Origin of the sequence: Helicobacter anatolicus (genome assembly GCF_021300615.1) — a bacterium.
Classification (GTDB): Bacteria; Campylobacterota; Campylobacteria; order Campylobacterales; family Helicobacteraceae; genus Helicobacter_H; species Helicobacter_H anatolicus.
In genome coordinates, this window is record NZ_JAJTMY010000001.1 from 370479 (window position 1) to 395116 (window position 24638).

General features: G+C 31.6%; 20 protein-coding genes. 13 read left to right on the top strand and 7 right to left on the bottom strand.

Annotated elements, in window-relative coordinates:
- From LW133_RS01990 to LW133_RS02015, 6 genes are all read left to right on the top strand, one after another.
- Positions 1 to 822, top strand: coding sequence for a metal ABC transporter solute-binding protein, Zn/Mn family (locus tag LW133_RS01990; protein WP_233075882.1), 822 nt, complete (start codon positions 1 to 3; stop codon positions 820 to 822).
- Complete coding sequence (locus LW133_RS01995) at positions 819 to 1541, top strand: metal ABC transporter ATP-binding protein (protein ID WP_233075885.1); 723 nt, start codon at positions 819 to 821, stop codon at positions 1539 to 1541. Before LW133_RS01990 ends, LW133_RS01995 begins: the two co-directional genes overlap by 4 nt.
- Positions 1538 to 2887 (top strand): FAD-dependent oxidoreductase, encoded by a 1350-nt coding sequence (locus LW133_RS02000; RefSeq protein ID WP_233075887.1) that lies wholly within the window; start codon positions 1538 to 1540, stop codon positions 2885 to 2887. The genes LW133_RS01995 and LW133_RS02000 overlap by 4 nt, the downstream gene beginning before the upstream one ends.
- Positions 2880 to 3707, top strand: coding sequence for a metal ABC transporter permease (locus tag LW133_RS02005; RefSeq protein ID WP_233075889.1), 828 nt, complete (start codon positions 2880 to 2882; stop codon positions 3705 to 3707). The genes LW133_RS02000 and LW133_RS02005 overlap by 8 nt, the downstream gene beginning before the upstream one ends.
- Positions 3692 to 3850 (top strand): hypothetical protein, encoded by a 159-nt coding sequence (locus LW133_RS02010; protein WP_233075891.1) that lies wholly within the window; start codon positions 3692 to 3694, stop codon positions 3848 to 3850. Before LW133_RS02005 ends, LW133_RS02010 begins: the two co-directional genes overlap by 16 nt.
- Before the next feature lie 83 nt (positions 3851 to 3933).
- Positions 3934 to 4815: a hypothetical protein gene (locus tag LW133_RS02015; RefSeq protein ID WP_233075893.1), complete on the top strand. Its 882-nt coding sequence runs from the start codon at positions 3934 to 3936 to the stop codon at positions 4813 to 4815.
- On the opposite strand, the gene gpmI is transcribed toward LW133_RS02015, so the two are convergent.
- Positions 4816 to 6288: a 2,3-bisphosphoglycerate-independent phosphoglycerate mutase gene (gene gpmI / locus LW133_RS02020; protein ID WP_233075895.1), complete on the bottom strand. Its 1473-nt coding sequence runs from the start codon at positions 6286 to 6288 to the stop codon at positions 4816 to 4818. It lies immediately after the preceding gene.
- A gap of 8 nt (positions 6289 to 6296) precedes the next feature.
- Entirely contained in the window at positions 6297 to 6881 is a 585-nt protein-coding gene (locus LW133_RS02025) for a hypothetical protein (RefSeq protein ID WP_233075898.1), read from the bottom strand.
- A 209-nt stretch (positions 6882 to 7090) separates the two neighbouring features.
- On the opposite strand from LW133_RS02025, the gene glyS reads away from it, so the two are divergent.
- Genes glyS through LW133_RS02055 form a run of 6 tightly spaced genes read left to right on the top strand, consistent with a single transcriptional unit; the run spans position 7091 to position 15882 of the window.
- On the top strand, positions 7091 to 9214 hold the full coding sequence (gene glyS, locus LW133_RS02030) for a glycine--tRNA ligase subunit beta (RefSeq protein ID WP_233075900.1): 2124 nt from the start codon (positions 7091 to 7093) through the stop codon (positions 9212 to 9214).
- A gap of 53 nt (positions 9215 to 9267) precedes the next feature.
- The gene (locus LW133_RS02035; protein ID WP_233075901.1) at positions 9268 to 10497 is read left to right on the top strand and encodes a TolC family protein; all 1230 of its coding nucleotides are present in this window, start codon (positions 9268 to 9270) and stop codon (positions 10495 to 10497) included.
- A complete protein-coding gene (locus tag LW133_RS02040; RefSeq protein ID WP_233075904.1) occupies positions 10494 to 11549 on the top strand; it encodes an efflux RND transporter periplasmic adaptor subunit in 1056 nt (351 codons plus the stop codon). Before LW133_RS02035 ends, LW133_RS02040 begins: the two co-directional genes overlap by 4 nt.
- Before the next feature lie 5 nt (positions 11550 to 11554).
- Entirely contained in the window at positions 11555 to 14608 is a 3054-nt protein-coding gene (locus tag LW133_RS02045) for an efflux RND transporter permease subunit (RefSeq protein ID WP_233075906.1), read from the top strand.
- Positions 14609 to 14617: 9 nt separating this feature from the next.
- A complete protein-coding gene (locus LW133_RS02050; protein ID WP_233075908.1) occupies positions 14618 to 14902 on the top strand; it encodes a DUF3240 family protein in 285 nt (94 codons plus the stop codon).
- A 35-nt stretch (positions 14903 to 14937) separates the two neighbouring features.
- The gene (locus LW133_RS02055) at positions 14938 to 15882 is read left to right on the top strand and encodes a polysaccharide deacetylase family protein (protein WP_233075909.1); all 945 of its coding nucleotides are present in this window, start codon (positions 14938 to 14940) and stop codon (positions 15880 to 15882) included.
- Between the two features lie 73 nt (positions 15883 to 15955).
- Here LW133_RS02055 and LW133_RS02060 read toward each other — a convergent pair whose 3' ends face one another.
- From LW133_RS02060 to der, 5 genes are all read right to left on the bottom strand, one after another.
- Complete coding sequence (locus tag LW133_RS02060) at positions 15956 to 16642, bottom strand: MnmC family methyltransferase (RefSeq protein WP_233075910.1); 687 nt, start codon at positions 16640 to 16642, stop codon at positions 15956 to 15958.
- Positions 16635 to 18080: an IMP dehydrogenase gene (guaB, locus tag LW133_RS02065; protein WP_233075912.1), complete on the bottom strand. Its 1446-nt coding sequence runs from the start codon at positions 18078 to 18080 to the stop codon at positions 16635 to 16637. Before guaB ends, LW133_RS02060 begins: the two co-directional genes overlap by 8 nt.
- Before the next feature lie 10 nt (positions 18081 to 18090).
- On the bottom strand, positions 18091 to 19443 hold the full coding sequence (gatA, locus tag LW133_RS02070; protein ID WP_233075914.1) for an Asp-tRNA(Asn)/Glu-tRNA(Gln) amidotransferase subunit GatA: 1353 nt from the start codon (positions 19441 to 19443) through the stop codon (positions 18091 to 18093).
- Between the two features lie 175 nt (positions 19444 to 19618).
- Positions 19619 to 21349: an ATP-binding protein gene (locus tag LW133_RS02075; protein WP_233075917.1), complete on the bottom strand. Its 1731-nt coding sequence runs from the start codon at positions 21347 to 21349 to the stop codon at positions 19619 to 19621.
- A gap of 17 nt (positions 21350 to 21366) precedes the next feature.
- Positions 21367 to 22740: a ribosome biogenesis GTPase Der gene (gene der / locus LW133_RS02080; RefSeq protein WP_233075918.1), complete on the bottom strand. Its 1374-nt coding sequence runs from the start codon at positions 22738 to 22740 to the stop codon at positions 21367 to 21369.
- A 114-nt stretch (positions 22741 to 22854) separates the two neighbouring features.
- Between der and LW133_RS02085 the strand changes: the two genes are divergently transcribed.
- Positions 22855 to 24609, top strand: coding sequence for a hypothetical protein (locus LW133_RS02085; protein ID WP_233075921.1), 1755 nt, complete (start codon positions 22855 to 22857; stop codon positions 24607 to 24609).
- Positions 24610 to 24638 lie beyond the last annotated feature (29 nt).

The following is a 24638-nucleotide window of genomic DNA, read 5'->3' on the forward strand; positions in this document are numbered from 1 at the left end:
ATGAAGAGTATTTTGATTTTTTTCTTTGGAATTGTTTTTTTACAGGCAAAAATAAATGTAGCAGTAAGTATTGAACCTCAAGAATTTTTTGTAAAAAAAATTGGTGCAGATTTGGTGGAAACTTATGTTCTTGTACCAAAAAATAAGAATCCAGAAAATTATGAACCTTTATTATCTCAAATGATGTTTTTAAAAAATGCAGAAGTTTATTTTGGTATAGGGATGGAATTTGAAGAAAAATGGAAAAATAGGTTTTTGAGTGCAAACTCTAAAATGCAATTTTTTGATCTTTCTTTGATGGATGAAGAAATAAAAAAGAAAAAAGAACAAGGTATTTTGAGTGATCAGCATGTTTGGCTTTCTGTGAACTTTGCAAAAAAACAAGCCTATAAAATTTATGAGGTTTTTAGTGCATTAGATTCTAAAAATTCTGAAATTTATAAAAGAAATTTGGAAAAGTTTTTGAAAGAAATTGATGAGATTAATATAGGGATTAAAGAGATTTTTGCTACATCTGAAGCAAAGAGGGAATTTTTGGTCTTTCACCCAGCTTTTGAGGATTTTGCTAGGGAATATAATTTGAAAGAGTGGGCAATTGAAGCATATAATAAAGAAACAAAAATTAAACATATGCAAAAAATTTATGAAGTAATTAAGGAAAAGAAACTAAAAGTGATTTATATTCAACCACAATTCTCTACTAAGCAAGTAGAGCTTTTGGCCCAGCAGTATAAAATGCGTATTTCTACCCTAGATCCTTTTGCATCAAATTGGGGTGAAAATCTCTTAGAGATGGCAAGAAAAATTGCCACAGAACAATGAATATGCTTATTGAATGCAAGGATCTCTGTTTTGCTTATCGAAATGAATTTGTGCTTAAAAATGTAAATTTTAAAGTATATGAAAAAGACTTTTTGGCAATTATTGGTCCAAATGGTGGGGGAAAGACAACACTTATAAAATTACTTTTAGGATTATTAAGACCAAGTCAAGGCGAGATTATTTATAAAAAAAATTTACAAAGCCTTATTGGGTATGTTCCACAAGATACTAGTATTAATAGTGATTTTCCTATCCAAGTAATTGATGTGGTAAGAATGGGATTTTTGCAGTCAAAATGGTTTGGTTTTCGGGCGAAAAAAGAGCAAACAAATGAAGCTATGGAAATTTTAGAAAAGCTGGAAGTAGCACATTTGGCGAAAAAAAAGATTGGAGAACTTTCAGGGGGGCAGCGACAAAGGGTTTTGATCGCGCGAGCGATGTGTGGAAATCCAAGTATTATTGTCTTAGATGAACCAACTTCAAATATTGATTCTAAGACACAAAAAGAAATTTATCAATTATTAAAGCAATTTAATGAATTTCATACTATAATAGTTATTAGTCATGATATATCTGTTTTGCTAGGTTTTGCCTCTAGTGTTTTATCTGTAAACAAAGAGGCTGTATGGCATGATATACCAAAGTTAGACTTGTCTTTAGATGGCCATGTGTGTGAAATTGACATTTTAAACAAAATGTTAGAAAAGGATAAAAAATGAGAGATTTTGATGTAGTAATTATTGGTGGTGGTGTTTCTGGTTGTGCTGCATTTTATGTATTAAGCGAATATACAGATATTAATAGCATTGCGATTGTAGATAAATGTGATAAATGGGCTAATGTAAGTTCAAATGCAAAAGCAAATTCTCAAACTATCCATGATGGATCAATTGAGACAAATTATAGTGCAGAAAAAGCTAGAAAAGTGCGTTTGTCAGCCTTAAAAGTGCGTAATTATGCTTTAAATAAAAACTTACAAAATAAGGCAATTTTTGAGAATCAAAAAATGGCAATTGGTGTAGGGGATAAAGAATGTGATGTAATGAAAAATCGTTTTGAAGAATTTAGATCGGTTTTTCCTGATATGGAATTTTTTGATAAACAAAAAATTAAAATTTTAGAACCTAAGGTAATTGAAGGGGCAGATGGTAGAGATAGATTTGAAGATGTTGTGGGTATGGGGTATGAAAAAGATTGGTGTGCTTTAAATTATGGATATTTAAGTGAGCATTTTATTCAAGAGGGAATGGAAAAAAATAAAAATAATCAGACTTTTTTAAATTATTGGGTAAAAAAAATTGAACCCAGAGGAGATGGTTATGCAATCATTTCTAAGAATAATGAAGAAATTTATGCAAAATTTGTTTTGGTAGATGCGGGGTCTTATGCATTACCTCTTGCGCAAAGTATGGGGTATGGAATGGATTTGGGATGCTTACCTGTGGCAGGGAGTTTTTATTTTGTACCTGATTTGTTACGTGGTAAGGTCTATACAGTACAGAATCCAAAACTACCTTTTGCAGCATTGCATGGGGATCCTGATGTAGTGATTAAGGGAAAAACGCGTATTGGACCAACAGCTTTGGCAATGCCAAAGTTAGAGAGAGGGAAATACTGGTTTAGTAAGCTTAGTCCTGAACTTTTGAAATTAGATCTCAATATGGATGTTATTAAAATTGCGATGGACTTAATGTCGGATAAAGAAATTCGAGATTATGTTTTAAAAAATATGGTATTTGAAATGCCTTATTTTGGTAAGAAAAAGTTTCTTAAAGATGCACAAAAGATCATACCTTCTCTAAAATTCTCTGATTTGCATTATGCAGAAGGTTTTGGTGAAGTAAGACCACAGGTTTTAGATAGAACCGCAAAGCAATTAGTATTGGGTGAGAAAAAAATTGCCACACAAAGAGGTATTACTTTTAATATGACGCCATCACCTGGTGCTACAAGTTGTTTGCAAAATGCTATGATTGACACTGAAGAGATTGTGGCTTATTTGAATAAGACTTTTGACAAAGAGAGATTTTTAAAGGATCTTTCACCAGAAGAATTAAATGCTTGATTTTTTTGCGACCTACCCATTTTTATGGAATGCTTTTGTCGCATCATTTTTGGTAAGTATTTGTGCGGGGATTATAGGAACTATTGTTGTATCTAGCAAGAGTGTTTTTTTGACAGGTGGGGTTGCGCATGGTGCTTTTGGTGGCGTGGGATTAGCATTATTTTTTGGAATTAACACAACAATTGGTGCAAGTGTCGCAGCAGTTTTGATGGCATTGTTTGTGGCTTTTGCTTCGTTAAGATATAAAAATTTTTTAGATAGTTATGTAGCTGCATTGTGGTCATTGGGAATGGCGATTGGTATTTTATGTATTGATGTTTCTCAAGGGTATGGCAGGGATATTTCAAGCTATTTGTTTGGATCGATTTTGGCGGTGAGTACGCAGGATTTATATCAAATTGCTATTTTTAATTTTGTGTTAATTTTATTTATAGTAGTTTTTTACAACGAAATTTTAAGTGTTTTTTATGATAGTGAATTTTGTAAGCTTAAGGAAATAAATACAGGATTTTTTCAAATTATTGTGTTTGTATTTATTGCGTTGGGGATTGTAATGAGTATGAGTGTTGCAGGTTTGATTTTAGTGGTTTCGATTCTTTCAATCCCTGCATATATTGCAAATTTATTTACTTCTTCTTTGAAACAACAAATGTTTCTTTCTTGGTTTTTGTCTTTAATTTTTATGTGGTCTGGATTTTTTATGGCTTTTAGCATGGATTTGAGTGTAGGTGCTTGTGTTGTGGTAGTTTCGGTGTTATGTATGATTTTGGCACTTTGTTTTAAGGTATTTTTAAGAAGGATGATATGGAAAAAAGATTAGTAATTTTTGGTTTAATTTGTGCATTTTTATTTGTATTTTTATTTATTACCATGGGAATTTTGGCAAATATAGTTGCACAACAAACACGAGAAATTAGAGATTTACAACAAAAAGTAGAAAAAATTCTTCCACGATCTTTGTGAATTTATAAGCCTAGTTTCTCCTATTAAAAAATAATAAATATAATAAAAGAATTTATATTTTTTAATAGCATTAAGGCCAGAAAGTGAAAAAGTATTTAATTTTATTTTTAATAAGTTGTTTGTGTTTGGAAGCAGCAAATACGCGTTATGCAAGAAAGAGTTCTGTAAGAAAAACTCGCCAACATCAACAGCAAGTCCCTTTTCCTAGTATAATTTTGAGTGGTAGTGCTGGTTTAGGGATAGATTACTATCATTATGAAGAACCAAAAGTAATGAATATTCATGGTCCAATGATTAATTTTTATGGGGATTTTGGTATCACGAAAAAACTTTTTAAATTTCAGTTAGATGGTTATTTTGCCACACATTTTGGGGCAAATAAATACAATGGTGCCCTGCAAAGTCATGAAACACAAACTCGTACTCCTTATAATGCAAAATCTACAGATTGGTATGTGGGAGTAAGCACAAAATTTGGTTTAAATTTGTGGCAGCATAATAAGGAATTGATTTTTGCTTATTTGGGGCTAGGATATAGATTTTTACATAATTTTGTAATCGATAATCCCGGGGTTCAGGCAAGTTATTTTAGGAATCAGGGGTATTTATATTTACCTATCGGGATTGATGGTGAGATTCCTATTAATCCAAAAATTTCACTTGTTGGAGAATTTGAATATCGCTTTTTTTTACTAGGACATAATACAAGCGGGTTTTCAGATTTAGGTTATGACAAGGATTTATATTTTATACAAAAAGAAGGTTATGGAATTAGAATTGGCTTTGGATCAAAATTTTATTTCGATAATGGTGGCGCGTTGCGTGTAAAAGTACATTATGAATATTGGGGAGTTGAAAATTCTAATATTGTAACTGCAACACAAAATGGTGTAGCAAAAGGTAATTATGTGGAACCAAAAAACTTTACACGTTCTTTTGGTGTAAGCATTGCTTATGTTTTTTAATTAAAAAAGAGGGGAGTGCATTTCTTTAGGGATGGGTAACCCCATAATTTTTAAGACACTTGGAGCAATATTACTAAGATTTCCATTTTGTAGGGTTTTTATACCCTCTGCAAAAACAAAACACCAAACATCCCCCACTGTGTGATTTGTAAGAATTTTACCATTAGAATCTTGCATTTTTTCACAATTTCCATGATCGCTTGTAAGGATAATAGCATAGTCTTTATCTTTTGCTTCTTTAAAGATTCTTCCCAACTCTTTATCTACTGCTTCTACTGCTTTAATAGAGGCTTCATAATTTCCTGTGTGCCCTACCATATCACCATTTGCAAAATTTACAACGATAAAATCAACTTTTTGTTTTATAAAATTTAGCACAGCATCACCTACTTCCTTTGCACTCATTTCAGGTTGCAAATCATAGGTTTTGACTTTTGGAGAGGCAATTAGTGCGCGTGTTTCACCCATAAATGGCTCTTCAATTCCTCCATTAAAGAAAAAGGTTACATGTGCGTATTTTTCAGTTTCTGCGACATGTGCTTGTGTGAGTTGGTGCTCTGCAATGATTTTTGCAAGACAATTTGCGATATTTTCTTTAGAAAATAAAATAGGGTAAGTAAAGTTTTTGTCATATTCTGTCATGGTAACAATATCAATTTTTGCAGGGTTAAGGGAATCAATAGGTGCTTTTTTGTCAATTGCTTCAATAATTTCTCTAGCTCTATCACTTCTAAAGTTGCTAAATAAAAATCCATCGCCATCTTTAAATCCTGTATAATCATGAAAGCTTGCAGGAATGATAAATTCATCATAAATTTCTTGATGATAAGATTGCTCTATATAATCTAAAATAGGGAGTTTTGTAGAGTTTTTTCCATTTGCAATAGCCTGATATGCTTGATTTATTCTTTCCCAGCGTTTATCTCTATCCATTGCGTAAAATCTTCCACTTAAAGTCGCAATTGTGGTATTTTGATTACAAAAAGGTAGGATTTGTTTGATAAAAGTTTTTAGTGTTTGGGGTAATACATCTCTACCATCACCAATAAGATGTAAAAATATTTGTTTTTGATAGGATTGTGCAATTTTTAATAACGCAATGAAATGTTCTATGTGGGAATGTACACCGCCATTACTAAGCAGACCACAAAGATGAATCCTTTTATTTTTTTGAAGAAAATTTTGTAAAATCTTATTGTCTTTTAATGTATTTTCTTGAATAGAACGATTAATTTTTACTAAGTCTTGATAGATAATTTGCCCACTTCCTAGACTCATGTGCCCAACCTCAGAGTTTCCCATTTGTCCATCTGGCAATCCTACATGCTCGCCATAGGTATGGATAAGAGAATGAGGAATATTTTCAAACAACCAATCATAAGTGGGTTTTTTGGCATTTGCAAAGGCATTGTAGTTATGGTCGGGATTGTGTCCAATACCATCTGTAATAATTAAAATAGTTTTTTGAGACATATGAGCTCCTATTCAGAGAGAAGATAAAATTTTGTTTCTTTACTAGGTATTGTATCAGTTTTTTTAAAAACAGATGGTTTTTGGATTTTCATCATCCTTTCTTCGGCTAAAAATTGTGGAATAAAAAGCTTAAGGAGACGAATTTTTTCTTGGATATCTTTAAAATAGCGTTCTGCTTTTTGATTGCTTGCTTGATTTTTTTTCCATGCAGTACCTTTGTGATAAGACTTGATGATTTTTTTATAGTCTTTTTTAAAGATTTTTTCCCATTCTAGAAGTTGTTCTAGTGCTACTTGTGAGGCAAAATCATGATTTTCAATAAGAATTTGTCCAACAAGATTTCTATTAAAAGAAGTATTTTTGAGTTTAGAGTATTTTTTAATGACAACTGGAATGAGGGCATGATAGATTCCTGCACTTGGATCAGAAAAATTTAACAGATATTTTCCTGCACAAGATTCTTGCCATGCAATTGCTGCCATTGTATAGCCAAAATCCTTTTTATTTCCGTAGTGATAGGCTCTAAGAATGACAGATTTTTGATCTTTTGTAAAATTTTTGGGATGATTGCAATCTCCTTGTAAAGTTTGCATAGGAATCTTAGCATCAAGAAAAAAAGAGAATAAAAAAATAAGAAAAACTTTAAACTTCATTATTGCATTGTTAGTAAAATATTTTAGGCTTAAAAATTATTGGTATATGAAGATCGATTTTTTCGTGAAAAATTTTAATTTTTTGTTGTGATAAGAAGAAAGTAAAATTAAAAAATGTATTAAAAAATTCTTATTTTGCTAAACAAAATATGCTAAAAAATGGGCGTTTAGGTTATAATTGCAGTTTGTATGTAAGCGTAAAGAGTGAGGAAAGTAGTTTGAATAAGGCAGAATTATTTGTTGAGATTTTGGTGGAAGAATTACCCGCAATCCCCTTTTTAAGAGAGTTTAAGAATTTTCATACAAAATGGGAAAGTGTTTTAAAAGAATTTGGAATTTGTGCGAAGAGTGAGTTTTACTATACTCCAAGGCGTATAGTAATTTGGTGTAAGGATTTTCCTTTGATGACAGAGGATAAGATTTTAGAAGTTTATGGTCCACCTGTGCAAGTAGCATTTCAAAATGGCGATAAAAATGGAGCAATGACACCAGCAGGTGAAGCATTTTTGAAAAAAAATCATCAAAAACTAGAGAATTTACAATTTAGAGAAAAGCAGGGAAAGGAAGTGCTTTTTGCGGTAAATGTGGAAAAAGGTATGGAGGTAAAAAATATTATTGCACCTATTGTGCATAAATTTTTGATGAGCTTGCATTTTGGGAAACATATGAGATGGGGGGATGTGCAGGAGGATTTTATTCGTCCTGTGCGTAATATCGCGATATTTTTAGATGATATTTTTGTGTCTTTGCAAGCATATGGAATTTGCGGAAAGCCTCAAACACAATTACATAGAGATTTTGGTTTTGTATGGCAAGAAGTGAAAAATTTTACAGATTATAAGCAAAAGCTTGCGCAAGGTGGGGTAATTTTACAGCAAGATATGCGTAGAGAATTGGTTTTAAAAAATATAGAATCTCTACAAAAAACAAAAAAAGTTTTTATAGAGATTGATGAAGAGCTTTTAGATGAAGTAGTGGCAATTACAGAGTGTCCAAGGGTAATGCTTGGAGAATTTGAAAAAGAATTTTTGAAGCTACCAAAAGAGGTGATTATTACTTCTATGAAAGAAAATCAGCGCTATTTTGCGGTTTATCAAGAAAAAAATTTACAGCAATTAAGCCATCATTTTGTGATGGTGGGGAATGCTACAACGCAAGAAGAAGAAGTAATTCTTAGTGGTAATGAAAAAGTATTGAAAGCTAGATTAAAAGATGCAATGTTTTTTTATGAAAATGACTTAAAAAATGGTTTAAGTAACACAGGACTTAAGAATCTTATTTTTATTGATGGTGCAGGAAATATGCAAGATAAAGTTGTGCGTGAAAAACAGATTGCACAAATCTTATTAACTAGACTTTATGGAGCAAATAAAGCATTAAAGGATAAGATATTAGAGTGTATTGAGATCTCAAAAGCAGATTTGTTGAGTGAGATGGTATATGAATTTTCTAACCTTCAGGGGGTGATGGGATATTATTATGCTCTTGCAATGCAAAAAGATAGTGATGTAGCTTTGGGGATTAAAGAGCAATATTTGCCATTTGGCGAAGATTCTGTTTTGCCAGATACAGATGTAGGAATCCTTGCTTCTTTGGCCTATCGTTTTGATAATATTCTTACGCTTTTTTCTGTGGGGAAAATTCCTACAGGTTCTAAAGATCCTTTTGCGCTAAGAAGAATGGCAAGTGGAATTTTAAAAATTCTAATTAAAAACCAATTTCCCTTTTTATTGCGTAGTTTTTTGTGTGAAATTGTAGAAAAGGTAGGGTATAAAAACATTGATATTGATAAAATTTTTTCTTTTTTTATAGAACGCATGGATGGAATTTTGATGCTAAATCCAGTATTTTTGAAAAGTGTTTTAGCAACACAAGAAGAAGATATTAACAAAATTGTAGCAAAGACGCAAGCAGTCAATGTTGTTTTATCTTCCAATCCTGATGCATTGACTGCTACTTTTAAACGTGTTGCAAATTTTTTGAAAGCAGAGATAGAATTACAAAATATCAAGCCAGATCTTTTTGTTCAAAAAGAAGAAAAATCTCTTTATCAAGAATATGAAAAAATTAAACAAAAGGATTTAACAAATTATGTGGAAAAAATACAAAATCTTTGCACTCTAAAGCCTTTTTTAGATAGATTTTTTGATAATGTTATGGTAAATGTAGATGATGAAAAAATTAAAAATAATCGCATACAGCTTATTACACATATTTATAAGGAGTTTTTGGAGATTGCAGATATTAAAGAAATTGGTTCTATAAATAATTGACAGAAAATTCATTTTTTTTATGTTAAATACAGATTTTTTAATTAGGTGAATGGATGAAAAAAATAATAATTTTAATTGTTCATTTGCAACTTTTGGCATTTGCTTATGAGTTGAATTATGAGCAATTTATCAATAGGGTTGAAAAAAATTCTATTAATTTGATAAAAAACAAAGCACAAATGGATTCTGGATTACAGGATTATAGGGCCTCAATGGCATGGAAAACCTCGTATATAGAGAGTGAAATTGCTATGGGGAAGACAACAGAATTTAATATTGAAAGCACAACGCTTTTAATGATTACTCCAAGACTTCCTTGGGTGAGTGCAATGCTTAATGAAAGCTTGCAAACTAAAACCTTGCAATATAAAAAAACCTATGATTTAATGAAGCAAATTGCAATTATTGGGGCAAAGAGGGTTTATTTTTCCTATATTTTGGCACATGAAAAACATCAAATCTATAAACAAAGAGAACAAAATTTTCTTTCACAACTTCAAATTGCTAAGGCAAAGTTTGAGGCAGGTAGTGTTTCTAAAAAAGATTATGTAAATTTTAAAAATTCCTATTATGAAGCTAAGCTTGCAAGAATTCAAATAGAAAAAGAATTATTTGATCTTGAAAGTTCGCTTTTAAAACTTCTTGGGTTAAGTCAAAAAGAGCAAAAAGAGGTAGCGTTTAAGGTTTTAGGCTTAGAGTTTGGTTATCTTGGGGTTAGAGTTTCTGAACTTGAGGAATTGATAAAAAATTCTCCTTATTTGGAAATTATTGCTTTAAGTGCAAAAGATCATGGAATTAATGCAAAAGCTTCGAGTTATGAAAGATGGGATAGTTTTGAGATTGGGGCGGGGTTGCAAAATACAACAATTGGTAATCATAGTGAAAATCTTGCATCTATTAGATTACAAATTCCAATTCCCATTACAAGAAAATATGATTTTTTGAAGAAAAAATACCTTGTGCTGCAAAGTGCAAGTTTGCGTGAAGGGGAGGTAACAAAAAATAATATTCAAGTGCAGGCAAAATCTTACTATAAGCAATTGCAGACTAAAAAAGAATATATTGAATTGCAAAAAGAAAGTATACAAAATAAAAAAGCTTTGGTAGATATGAGTAAGACTGCCTATGAAGCACAAAAGGTTAGCCTTTTTGAATATCTTGCTTATCAAAATGCTTATATGGATTCTTTAATTACTTTAATTAATGCAAAAATGGATTATATACAAACACAAACTCTTTTAGAAGAGACTTTGGGTGTTGTATTGCAGAAAGGAAAAAAATGAAAAAATTCTTAGTAGTATTAGGAATGTTATGTGGTATTTATGCATATGATGAGGTAAAAATCTCTGCTAATGAAATTAAAAAATTAGGAATACGAACTATTGTTGTGGGCGAAGGCGTAAAAACAAAAGGAATACCTTTTAATGCATATGTAGATTTTGATTCTAAAACTTCGATTACACAAAGTTCTACAATTGATGCGATTGTGGTAGCGTTACATAAAAGAGGTGGGGAGAAGGTGCAAAAAGGCGATGTGATTTGTGAGATTAGTTCTAATGAATTAAATAATTTATTTTTTGAGTTGGAAAATGCACAAAATCGCTATAGAATTGCGCAAGAAATTGAAGCAAAAGATAAAAAACTTTTTAAATCTGGAGTGATTTCTCAAAGAGAATATCAAGTAAGTTATCTTAATGCCAATGAATTACGTCTAAAGGTTATGCAACTTCAGACAACATTTAATACTTTTGGAATTGATTCTAAAAATCCAAAGGGAGAATTTGGTTTTCGTATTATTGCAAAAGAAAGTGGAGTTTTAGCTATTGCGCCTAAGCAAACAGGGGAAAAAATTTTTGCATTTACTCCTTACATCCGTATTACAGATGGTGTAGATTTATTAGCCTATCTTCGTGTGCCTATTAATATGGCAAATTATGTAAAAACAGGTGCAAAAGTTTTTAATAAATTAGGTGAGTATGTTGGAGAGATTAAAACAATTTCTGTAGTAATAGATCACACAACAAATACAGTGGTAGCTACTGCTTTGCTTAATCAAACTCGTTATAAAGTTGGAGAAACTATTGAACTTTATGTAGATGGAAGTTTTTCTAAAAACTCTTTAGTAATTCCATCAGATACGGTGATTAAAAGCGAGAATGATTATCTCGTGTTTAAAAAAACAAAATCAGGATTCCTACCCATAAAAGTTAAAATTTTGGAAGAAAAAAATAAAGCATTTATTGTAGATTCTTTTAATCAAATTAAGGCAGGGGATGTAATTGCAACAGGTGCAATTATTACACTTAAGGGTATAATGAATAATATAGGAGATTAAAAAATATGCTAAAAAGAATTATAGAATTTTCTTTGCGTCAAAGAATCATGATAATTCTTTGTGCATTGGGTTTGTTGGTATTTGGGGGTTATAGCTTTTTAACCATACCTATTGATGCATTTCCAGATATTTCTTCAACACAAGTAAAGCTTGTTATTAAAGCTCCGGGAATGGCACCTGAAGAAGTGGAAAATCGTGTGATTCGCCCTTTGGAATTAGAACTTTTGGGACTACAAGGGGAAAAATCTTTGCGTAGCATTTCTAAGTATGCAATTGCAGATATTACCTTGGATTTTGAAGATGATGTTGATATTTATCGTGCTAGAAATATGGTAAGCGAACGAATTACGGGAATACTTGATGATTTGCCAGAGGGTGTAAGTGTTACTTTAGGACCGATTGTAAGCCCATTGTCAGATATGTTTATGTTTACTATTGATGGAGATATGTCAGAGATTAAAAAGCGTGAAATTATGGATTTTACCATTCGTCCAGCTTTAAGAAGTATTCGTGGGGTAGCAGATGTGAATTCTATGGGTGGATATGCAAAGGCTATCGCAGTTGTCCCAGATTTTAACGATATGGCAAGGCTTGGGGTAAGTATTAGTGACTTACAACAGGTTTTAAAGGAAAATTTAAAGAATGATGGTGCGGGAAAAGTCGATCGCAGTGGTGAGACTTTTTTGGTAAAAATACAATCCGCATCACTAGATGAAGAATCCATTAGAAATATCACAATTCCTACAAAAAATGGTTATTTAAGATTGGGGGATTTTTGTAATGTGGTTTCAAGTTATAGAACAAGGCTTGGATTTTTAACAAAGGATGGTAAGGGTGAAGCGGTAGGTGGTTTGGTTCTCTCTGTGAAGGGATCAAATTCCAAAGAAACTATCCAAAGAATTTATGAAAAATTTGAAGAGTTGAAAAATATTTTACCAAAAGAATTGAGTATTAATGTTTATTATGATCGATCTGACCTTACTCAAAAAGCTGTAGATACAGTAAGTAAGACGCTTATTGAGGCAATCATCTTGATTGTAATTACTTTATTTTTATTTTTGGGTGATTTACGTGCGGCGGTTACGGTGAGTGTAATCTTGCCTCTTGCTTTAGGAATTGCTTTTATTTTGATGAAAAAATATGGAATCACTGCAAATTTAATGAGTCTTGGGGGATTGGCTATTGCAATTGGAATATTAGTAGATTCTGCTGTGGTTATGGTGGAAAATGCTTTTGAAAAGCTAAGTACAAATAAGACATTAACAAAATTACATCTTATTTATCGTGCTTGTGCTGAGATCTCTACATCAGTATTTAGTGGGATTTTGATTATTATTGTCTTTTTTGTACCTATTTTGACGCTAGAGGGTTTAGAAGGAAAAATGTTTAGACCTCTAGCACTTAGTATTGTATTTGCCTTGCTTGGATCATTGATTTTAGCAATGAGTGTGATTCCTGTAGTGAGTTCTATTGTTTTAAAATCAAAAGATCATCATGAAACTTTTTTAGTGAGAATGTTGCATAAATTTTATGATCCAGCTTTGGAATTTTGTCTTAAACATAGCAAAATAGTATTTATCGGAGCTTTTGTATTTTTAATTATTTGTTTTTCGCTTTTTCCCTATATTGGTAAATCTTTTATGCCAACTTTAGATGAGGGAGATTTAGTTTTGACGATTGAAACAAGTCCATCGGTTTCTATAGATCAATCCAAGGAATTGATGTTGAGAATCCAGCAACAACTCAGAGAAATCAAAGAGATTAAGTCTGTTGTGGGGCGGACTGGTTCTGATGAATTAGGGTTAGATTTATCTGGGTTTAATCAAACAGATATTTTTGTTTCTTTTATTCCTAAAAAAGAATGGGGGGTAAAAAATAAAGAAGAGTTGATACAAAAAATCCATGACCAACTCGATGGGTTTAGGGGGATAAGTTTTACTTATACACAGCCAATTGATATGCGTGTATCTGAAATGTTAACAGGTGTAAGAGGGGATTTAGCAATTAAGGTTTTTGGTGATGATATTGATACACTTAATAATATTAGTTCACAAATTGTAGAAATTATTGAAAAAGTTCGTGGTGCTAGTCAAGTTTTTACTGCATTAAATAAGGGGGTAAATTATTTGTATGTAATTCCAAATAAGCGCGTAATGGCAAATGTGGGGATTACAACAGAAGAGTTTTCAAGATTCATGAAATCTTCCCTAGAGGGTATTATTGTAGAATATATTCCTCAAGGAACTGCAAGAATTCCAGTTTTGATTCGACAAAATAGTGAAATTTCTAAAGATATTACAATGTTAAAAAGTTTAGAAATGAGTTCAGAAAAAGATCTTCCTGTGCCAATTAGTTCAATTGCACAAATTCAGGAGGTCGATGGCCCTGTAACAATTTATCGTGAAAACGCAAGAAGATATAGTGTAATTAGAAGTAATGTAGAAAATAGAGATTTGGGTGGTTTTGTGCAAGAAGTGCAGAGTAAAATCAAACAAGAAGTAAAAATGCCTAATGGATATTTTATCACTTATGGTGGACAATTTGAAAATCAGCAAAGAGCAAATGCAAGGCTTTCTACAGTAATACCATTAAGTATTGTATTTATTTTCTTTATTTTATTTTTTACTTTTAAAAGCATTCCTTTATCCTTACTTATTTTATTAAACATTCCTTTTGCAGTGACTGGTGGACTTGTTTCATTGTTTGCAACAGGGCAGTATATTTCTGTACCTGCAAGTGTTGGATTTATTGCACTTTTTGGAATCGCGGTATTAAATGGTGTGGTAATGGTGGGGTATTTTAGAGAATTGATTGCACAAGGATATAGTGTAGATGAGGCAGTAGAAAGAGGTGCAAAGCGAAGACTAAGACCTGTATTAATGACGGCTTGTATCGCGGCATTAGGGCTTATCCCGATGCTACTTTCAGATGGTGTGGGATCAGAAGTGCAAAAGCCACTTGCGATAGTTGTTTTGGGCGGACTTGTAACTTCAAGTATGTTGACTTTATTGATTTTGCCACCAATGTTTAAAGCGATTGCAAAAAAGATTACGATATAAAGAGGGTTTATGTTAGAAATTTATTTAGAGGCAGAATTAAAAGATAAAATTGTGGATTTATTTTTAGAGAAAGGATTAGATAATTTTTATTGTTTTGAAGCACAAAGATATGCAACAAAAGATCTTTTGGTGAGTGAAAAAGAAAAAGTAAGTGGTAGAAAAGATTATGTGATGATTAAGGTATTTGCCAAAAAAAAACAGATTAAAGAAGTAGTTTCCTGGCTTAGTGATTTGGAAGAAAATCGTTATTTTATTTATACGGATAAAAAGAACAAAGATAAAGAAAATATCTAAGATGAGATTGTAAAAGAAGGGGGTAGAGGTGTGGTATGAGGGTGATTACTTATCACTTTATTAGAAAATTTGATACAAATTTCCCTTTTTTTAAATATCTTTCTTTTGAGAATTTTTGCAGACAGCTTGATTTTTTTGAAAATAAATATGGTTTTGTTAAATTGGAGGATTTTTTATCTTTATGTCAAAAACCTTCAAATTTTGCAAACTTTCATAGAATTAAAGGAAAAATTTTATTGACTTTTGATGATGCTTATAGAGAGCATTTTACATTGGTGTTGCCAGAACTTAAGAGGCGTGGTCTTTTTGGAATCTTTTTTATTCCAACAGGAATATATCAAAATAAAAAAGTTTTAGATGTGCATAAGATTTATTATTTGCTAGGTAAGCATGGGGGTAAAAAGTTGGTAACAATTGGAAATTTTTTAGCAAAAGATTTTTTCCTAAAAAAGATTGTTGGTATCTTAAGATCTGATTATGATGAAATATTTTTTATTACAGAATTCAAGAAATTTTTCAATAGTTTAAAAAATTATAGTCTTAGAGAGAAATTTTTAAATAAGATAGCATTGGAGCTTAATGAGGAAGAAGAGAAGATTTTTAGTGAATTTTATATAGCAATAGAAGAGTTGAAAAATATATATAAAAATCAAATGATTGGTTCTCATAGTGTAAATCATTATATTTTATCAGATTTGGATAAAAAATCACAAGAACAAGAAATTGCAGAATCTTTTCAATTTTTGGAAAATCTTTTCGGCACCTTAGAACCAAAATTATTTTGTTATCCTTATGGAATGTGTGATACTTTTACAAAAACTACTCAGAAAATTTTAGAAAATCAAAGATGTGATTTTTCTTTTAGTTCAGAATCTAGAGATGTAGAATTAAAAGATTTTCTTCATTATAAACAGAGATTGCCTAGGTATGATTGTAGTGAATTTTTATTTGGCATTCCAACTTTTGGCAATTTGGTATAGTTTAAAGATTTTTATAATGGCGTAGAAGCATTAGGAGATTTTAGAGTTTGACAAAATTATTTTAAATAGGAGTTTAAATTATTTCTAATTTTTCATTATTCAAGATGAGGTTTTTTGTAAAAATTGAACTTTTTCTACAGACTTGATTATCATATTTATATACTCTAAATCCCACTTTTTTGGCATTTTGATAGATAGTTTTATGTGTGGAATAGCTCATTATCATTCCATCAGACTTAAGGATTTTATATAGTATTTCAAAAAAATTTTGATTCCAAAATTGTGGGGTGGATTTTTGAGAAAATGCGTCTAGATAGATAATATCGATATCTTGCAATGTTGGGATAAAAATAAGTGCATCGCAAAAATGTACTTGTAGTGTGAAATTCGGAGCAAGTTGCACAGGGCATTGATTTTTAATTTGTTGTAAGATCTTTGTCTTATCAAGGGTAAGATTAGGATAATTTAGTAAGGCAATTTTATCCAATACGCTTTTATCAATTTCTGGTGCAATAATTTGTACAAGATAAGGATAATTTTTATAGGCTTCAAAGCTTAAAAAACTATTATAACCCAGCCCAAAGCAAATATCTAGAATCTTTAGTGGACGATTAGAAAAATTACCAAATAAAAAGGGTGGTTTTATGTATTTGTGGATTGTTTCATTATATGCGCCATCTTTGAGGCTATGGTAGCACTCATCAAAAAGATGGCTATAATAAGTAATGCTCCCATCTGCACTTTGGAGCTTTTTATCCATGATAATTTGGAGCTTCTTTAGTGATATCTACATCATGCACATGAGATTCTCTCAAGCCAGCCGCAGTGATTTCCACAAATTCTGCCCTTTTCCATAATGTTGGAATATCTTTACTTCCTAAATATCCCATCGAAGAGCGTAAGCCTCCAGAGAGTTGATGAATAACATCAGCGATTTTTCCACGATAAGGAACACGCCCTTCAATACCTTCTGGTACAAGTTTATCTTGTGCAGTACCTTCTTGGAAATAACGATCAGAACTTCCTTTTGTCATTGCTCCAATACTACCCATACCACGATAGGTTTTATATTGTCTTCCTTGATAAAGAACAAGATCTCCAGGAGATTCGTGTGTACCAGCAAGGAGGCTGCCAACCATCACGCTAGAAGCACCTATAGCTAGAGCTTTTGCGACATCACCAGAGTATTTGATACCACCATCTGCGATAATAGGAACATTATATTTTGCAGCAACATTGACACAATTTTCAATGGCAGAGATTTGAGGCATTCCAACACCTGCTACAATTCTTGTTGTACAAATACTTCCTGGTCCAATACCTACTTTCACTGCGTCTGCACCTGCATTAATGAGATCTTGCGTAGCTTTTGCAGTTACAACATTACCTACAATTACATCGATATTAAAATTCTTTTTGATTTTTTCAAGAGTTTTAATTACATTGATAGAATGTCCATGTGCACTATCAAGTACTAATACATCTACGCCAGCCTGAATTAGTGCTTCAGCTCTATCAAGTTGTCCTACACCAATTGCTCCACCTACGCGTAATCTTCCTAAATTATCTTTATTTGCATTAGGATAGGTGAGGCGTTTTTGGATATCTTTGATTGTTGCAAGTCCTTTGAGTTTTTGATCTTGATCTACAATGGGGAGTTTTTCAATACGATTTTGATGCATAATTTCTCGTGCCTGATCTAGATCTATACCTACTGGTGCAGTAATCAATGGGGCTTTTGTCATAACATCACCAACTTTTTTATTCATATCTGTTTCAAAGCGTAGATCCCGATTAGTGAGAATCCCAATTAATATGCCATTATCATCTATAACAGGAACACCAGAGATTTTATAATTTTCTGTAATTTTTTTGGTATCTGCTAGTGTTTTATCTGCACGGATAGATATAGGATCAATAATAATTCCATTTTCTGATTTTTTTACTCTTTTAATTTCTTTTACTTGATTTTCTATATCCATGTTTTTATGAATAATTCCGATACCTCCAAGTCTTGCCATAGCAATCGCAGTTTTATGTTCCGTGACTGTATCCATTGCTGCAGAAACAAAAGGAATATTTAGAGCAATATTTTTGGTAAGTTTGGTTTCTAGACTTACTTCTTTAGGCAAAATCTCAGAATAGGCTGGAATTAGTAAAATATCTTCAAAAGTTAAAGCTTTTTGCACAATTTTCATCTCAATCTCCTTAAAATTTTAATTGTAATTCTTGCTCTAAACCATAGGCAGCATCCAAAATACTTTGTTCATCAAATGCTTTACCAATAAATTGCATTCCAATAGGTAGATTATCTTGTGCAATTCCTACAGGAAGGGATAGTGCAGGGAGTCCTGCAAGATTAACACCGATTGTATAAATATCACTTAAATACATTTCAAGTGGTGAAGATGTGCTACCAAATTTTGGTGCTACATCAGGTGCGACAGGGATAAAAATACTATCACAATCCATAAAAATCGCACGATACTCTTCTTTGATCATTTCTCTAATTTTTTGAGCTTTGAGATAATAAGCATCATAATAACCGCTACTTAAAACAAAACTTCCTAGCAAGATTCTGTTTTTTACTTCCTCACCAAAACCCTGTGTTCTTGTTTGTAGATAGAGGTCTTTGAGATTTTGTGGATTTTTACAACGATTTCCATAGCGTACGCCATCAAATCTTGCAAGATTAGAGCTTGCTTCTGCAGCACAGATGATATAGTATGTAGCAATATGATATTCAGTGTGTTTCATAGTTTTTTCTACGATAGTATGTCCCATTTTTTTTAATATTTCAATGGTTTCAAAATAAGCATTTTTGATTGTATCACTTGCATTTTCTACTAAATCTTTTAAAATAGCAATCTTTAATTTTCTTTGCGGATTGAGTTTTGAAAAGCAAGGTTCTTGTATGATATTTGCACTTGTAGAATCTTTTGGATCATGCCCTTTGATAATATCAAATAAAATTGCACAATCTTCAACATTTTGGGTGATAGGTCCGATTTGATCAAGGCTTGAACTATAAGCAATAAGACCATATCGGCTTACACTTCCATAGGTAGGCTTTAAACCTACGCATCCACAATATGCCGCAGGCTGTCTAATTGATCCTCCTGTATCACTTCCAAGTGCTGCTATAGCAATACCTCCTGCAACAGCTGCTGCACTTCCTCCAGAGCTTCCACCAGGCACATGTGAAAGATTTCTTGGATTTTTTGTAATTCCATAGATACTGTTTTCTGTGGTGCTTCCCATGGCAAATTCATCCATATTGGCACGCCCAAAACCACAAAGAGAATGATTGTGCATTTTTTCAATCACGCTAGCGTTATAGGGAGCAATATAATTTTTGAGGATATTGCTCGCACAAGTAATCTCCCATCCTTTGACATTAATATTGTCTTTAATTAGAATAGGGATTTTATTTGGCATGCTTGATTGTATATCGCCAACATAGGCATTTAGTTCGCTTTTTTGAGCAGATTCTAAGATTTCTTTTTTAATATCTGTAAGTTCAGATTCGCTAAGTTTTAGTGCTTCTTTTAAGGTAATCATAATACTATTATCCTTATGGTTTCATTTAAAATTTTTTAAAAATTTGAAAATTATAAGATTTTTATGCTTATATATTCCTAATTGTGAGTAATAAATTTTGATTTTTTGCTCTATGATGAGAGATTATATTTTTAATATTGTTTTGTTTTTTGTGATTTTATTTGAGTTGCAGGTATTAAAATGCATTAAAACCTAGGTTTTTTTCTTTATCAAAATCTGATCGTAATTCTTTTTGGATAGATTCTATAAAATCTTTTTCTTCAAAAATAGGCTTTGTTTTGAGTGCAACATTGTATGCTGTGTTTTTAACAATAAGAGAGATTTGTCCTCCGCTAAGATTGTATTTTGCGAGTGTTTGAGCTAGGCTTTGTTTTGAGTGTTCTTTAAAGGTTGCATTTTTTGGGAGATAATATTCCCATAATAAGATTCTTTCTTTTTCTGCTGGTCTTTTAAATTCAATTTTATGGTCAAATCTTCTAGAAAATGCATTATCAATTGTTTCGAGTAAGTTAGTGGTAGCAATCAAAATGCCTTCAAATTTTTCAATTTGTTCTAAAAAAATATTTTGCATTTGGTTATGCATTTTTTCTGCACCACTACCGCTGTTAATTCTAAGACTTAAAAATTGATCCGCTTCATCTAGTAATAAAATAGGGTGATTTTTAGATTTTTTGGTAATTTCTTTGTAATTGTCAAAAATTTTTCTAACATTTTTTTCTGATTCTCCAACATATTGAGAAAGTACTTTGGAGCAATCAAGACTTAAAACTTGTTTTTTTAGACTTTTAGCAATACCTAATGCGCTAAGAGTCTTACCCGTTCCTGACGCACCATAGAAAATAATTTTGGATTGAATGGAGGTTTTTTCTTTTATTCCCCAAGTTTTGAGAAGCTTAGTTACTTTAGGGTCTGCTTGCTGAAGAATGGTTTCTAGTGTGTTTTTTGTTTTTTCAGGAAGTATAATCTCATCAAGAGAGAGTTTTGGTTCTAAAATCTCAAAAAGCTCTTGTTCTTTGATAAGGTTATGTAAAGAAAATTTATTTTTTTGTTTAGTTTTGGGGTGGATAATTTTTTGCAAAATATCTTCATGGATATAAAATGTCCTTGAAATTCCACCAAAAACATTGAGTAATTCATCATAATCCAAAATATTTTTTTCAATCAAAGGGCTTTTTTCATCAAAAAGTGCACGATTTTTGATTTTATCATACTCATCGTTACTAATAAGATTAATAAGAACATTCATATCGTGCAAATTACTATTGCTGCTTGTATATTCTTCTTTGAGTAGAGCAAAAAATATAATTTCTTCTTTTGATGTGAGATGGTTTTCTGTAATGATTTGGTGTGCAGGTATCGTGGTTTTGGTGATTTTTAATCGTGCTGTGATTTTATCTTCGATATTTTTTAGATGATATTTTGTTTTAACACAAGGAGTGGAATCTAAACGTTCCTCACTCAATTTTTGAAGTAAGGAGATTCTAAAAAATTGGTCTTTGAGAAATTCAAAATGATCATCATAAGGTGTGATTTCTAAAGATTCATTTTCATGATGATAATCAAGATTTTCTTCTTCAAATAATTTAAAAAAACTTGGTGACAGAGCAATTTCTGAATGCAAAATCTCCAAAAGTGTGAGAGAGTTTATTGGATATTGTTCGCCAATAATCCAGCCTGATTCTAAGAGATTTTTAATTTTTGGTAGATAAGTAAAAAGTTCTTTAGAATCTTTTTTGTTAAAAATTTCTTTTAAAAGCAAGGAGACTTCAAATTCTTTTTGATCGTTAAGATATTCTTTTAGCATAAATTGCAAAATTAAAATTTCTTCAGCATCACATTTAAGATAGGAGCATATTTTGCTATTTTTTGGGTTTATATCTTGTAAAAAATCAAAGAGAAGTTGCATGGTTTTCCTTAATTATCTCAACTCTTGATTCCATCATCTTGAGAGATAGATTTTTTATGTTTTGGCGTGATAATGATAGGGGAGCCTTCAAAATTAAAATGAGAGCGTAAATAGTTGATTAAATAGCGTTTGTAGCTAAAATGCAATGCTTTGGGGCGATTCATGATAAGTGAGATTTGCGGGGGATTAGTGTCATATTGTGTTGCATAATAAATGCGGACAATCTTTCCATGATCGCTTGGCAGAGGATGTTTTTTTGTCGCTTCCAAAATTGTATTATTTAATAAGCTTGTAGGAATGCGGTAGCTAAAATGCTTATAAACTTCGATAATTTTATCTTTTAGTTCTTTGATGTGTCTTTTATTTAGTGCGCTTACTGTGATTATTGGTGCATATTCTAAGAATCTAAATTTATATTTTAATTCCTGAATAATATTTTTATATTCTGCATTTCTGATATCCCATTTATTTAAAACAATAATTACACCTAACATGTATTTATCTACAAGTGAGCTGATTTTTTCATCAAGTTCTACAAAAGGCACACTAACATCTAGCACAAGTAGTGCGATATTACTTTTTTCCAAAACCTTACTTGTACGATCTAGAGCAAATTTTTCAATTCCTTTGATTTTACTTCTGCGACGCAATCCTGCAGTGTCGACAAAATAAAGATTATGATCCTTATAGGTAATGCTTTCATCAACAGGGTCTATTGTGGTACCCTCCATAGGACTTACTACACTTCTTTCTTTGCCAATAAGCGCATTAAGCAAAGAGCTTTTTCCAACATTTACTCGTCCGATGATTCCAATAGAGATTTGCGGTAAAATAGTATTATCTTCTTGCTTATCTTTTTGCAAAAACTCTTCTAGACTCTCTTCTGGGTCTTCATGATGTGGTGTAAGGTTAAGTTTATAAAGAATTGAATTAATAAGATAAGTAATTCCGCGATTATGGCTTATAGAGATAAAAAATATATCTTTTACTCCAAAACTATCAAAATTATAAGCAAGTTGTTTATCTTTGTCGTTATCTACTTTATTGATAACTAGAAAGCAATTTTTTTGGATTCTTTGTAAGCTGTAAAATAATTTTCTGTCTTCGTCGCTAGGAGCAAGTTTTCCATCTACTACATATAAGATCAAATCTGCTTGTTTTGCTGTTTCAAAAGAGATCTTTTTGACTGTAGAAAAAAGTTCAGTACTTTCATCGATTCCACCAGTATCAAGGATTTCTAGAAGATTTCCATTAAGAGAGATAATCTTTTTATTTACATCGCGTGTTGTTCCAGAAATATCGGAGGTAATGGCGATTCTTTCTCTTGCTAGTCGATTAAATAGAGAGCTTTTTCCTACATTAGGTTTGCCTAAAATTGCTATTTTATTCATAATTTTTTATTGCTCTTTAATTAGATTTTTTTTATAATTATATACTAAATTATGCCGATAGTTATTGATAATCAAGGTATAACATAAAAATATTATGGGAGTATAGGCGTGAAATTGCTTAAGAATATATTTTGCATTGCATGCATTGTTTTTGTTTGTAATGCTCAAGAGGCAGGGGGGCAAACCACACAAAAAGAGGAGTTGCAAGTAGAGCATGTTGAAAATACGATATTAGCAGCACAGGCAGAGCAAACAGAGGAGGAGATTGATCTTCCTACACAAGAAAGTCAAACTCAAGAATCTACACAAAATTTAATGCAAGAAAATACTAATCTTGAGCAAAACACTGGTGCTACAGAGATGCCTCAGAATGCAGAACAAATGCAGGAAAATATCCAAGATCAAGGACAGATTATTCAATCTCAAGAAACACAAAATTCTCAAAATCCTCAAGAAACACAAATCCCGCAAGAAAACCCACAGGAAGCACAAGAATTGCAAGGAAATCCACAAGATTTTCATCAAGAAGTTGGGCAGGAGTATTTGCATGATGTGGAGCAATATCAAGAAAATTTACAAATGTATGATAACAATGAACAAAATCCACAATTTTTGCAAAATCAAGGTTTGCAAAATCCTAATATTCAAGAAAGTCAAACTCAAGAATCTACACAAAATTTAATGCAAGAAAATACTAATCTTGAGCAAAACACTGGTGCTACAGAGATGCCTCAGAATGCAGAACAAATGCAGGAAAATATCCAAGATCAAGGACAGATTATTCAATCTCAAGAAACACAAAATTCTCAAAATCCTCAAGAAACACAAACCCCGCAAGAAAACCCACAAAATTTAACAACAAAGGAAGATTCTCAGAGGGTTTATCAATTTACAAAAGAAGATGAAATGAGTGTGCCCCAGGTAAATCTTGAAGAGCAAGATAACCGTCAAGAGCTTTTTATGCAAAAAATGAGACAGGTTGAAGATCATTATAAAGAAGATAGTGATGGAATTTTGGATTTTTTAGATACAACACAAACAGGTTTTTCAATCCAAGGATCATTTTTAGAAAGAGATAGTAGACGCGCAATTTTGGATAAAATTAATGAATTAAAGGGGATTGAAGTAAAAGAAGAGAAGCAAGAACCAAAAAAAGTGCAAGAAAAACAAGAACAAGAAGTGAATGATGAGAAAGCTAAGAAAACTACAAAAAAAGAGAAAAACACTAAGGGGAAAAGCACCAAAGAAAAAAATAAAAAAGAAGAGAATAAAAAAACCCAGAAAAATGAAAAAGCACAGAAAGAAGAAGGAAAAGAAAAAAAAGATGTAAAAAAGCAGAAGCAAGCAGAGAATTTACAAAATAGAAATCTATTGGAAGAAAAAAGATCCAAACAAGTGATTTTGTCTCAAGAAGAAGTTTATGAGTTAGATGAGGCAGATTTTTCCTTGGTGCAACAAAGAGGTGGATATGCAATTAAGGTGTTATCAGCAGAGTTAGAAAATTTTATGTATGGTCAAGGGTATAATACTCCAAATCAAGTGCAAACTTTTAGTGTCAATGATAGCCACACACAAATTATTAATAAAAATGGCAAAATTAAGGAATATCGTTATTATCAAAAAAAATCTAAGAAAAACTTTTTAGGTAATCAGTTAAAATATCCTTTAGAGAAAATGGATCTAGATTTGTATAAAATTATTATTAAAACCCCACCACCATTATTTGATATTTCAGAATGTAGAATCACAAGAACCAAGCAGTTAAATGCAAATCTTATCACCAATCAAGAGGTGATTATGGATTTAGATTTGAAACGAGAAATGCGTAATATGCAAGATTATAGATTATTCTTAGAATGTCCGCGATGATGTCTGATATTGGATCAAAAAGTTTTTGC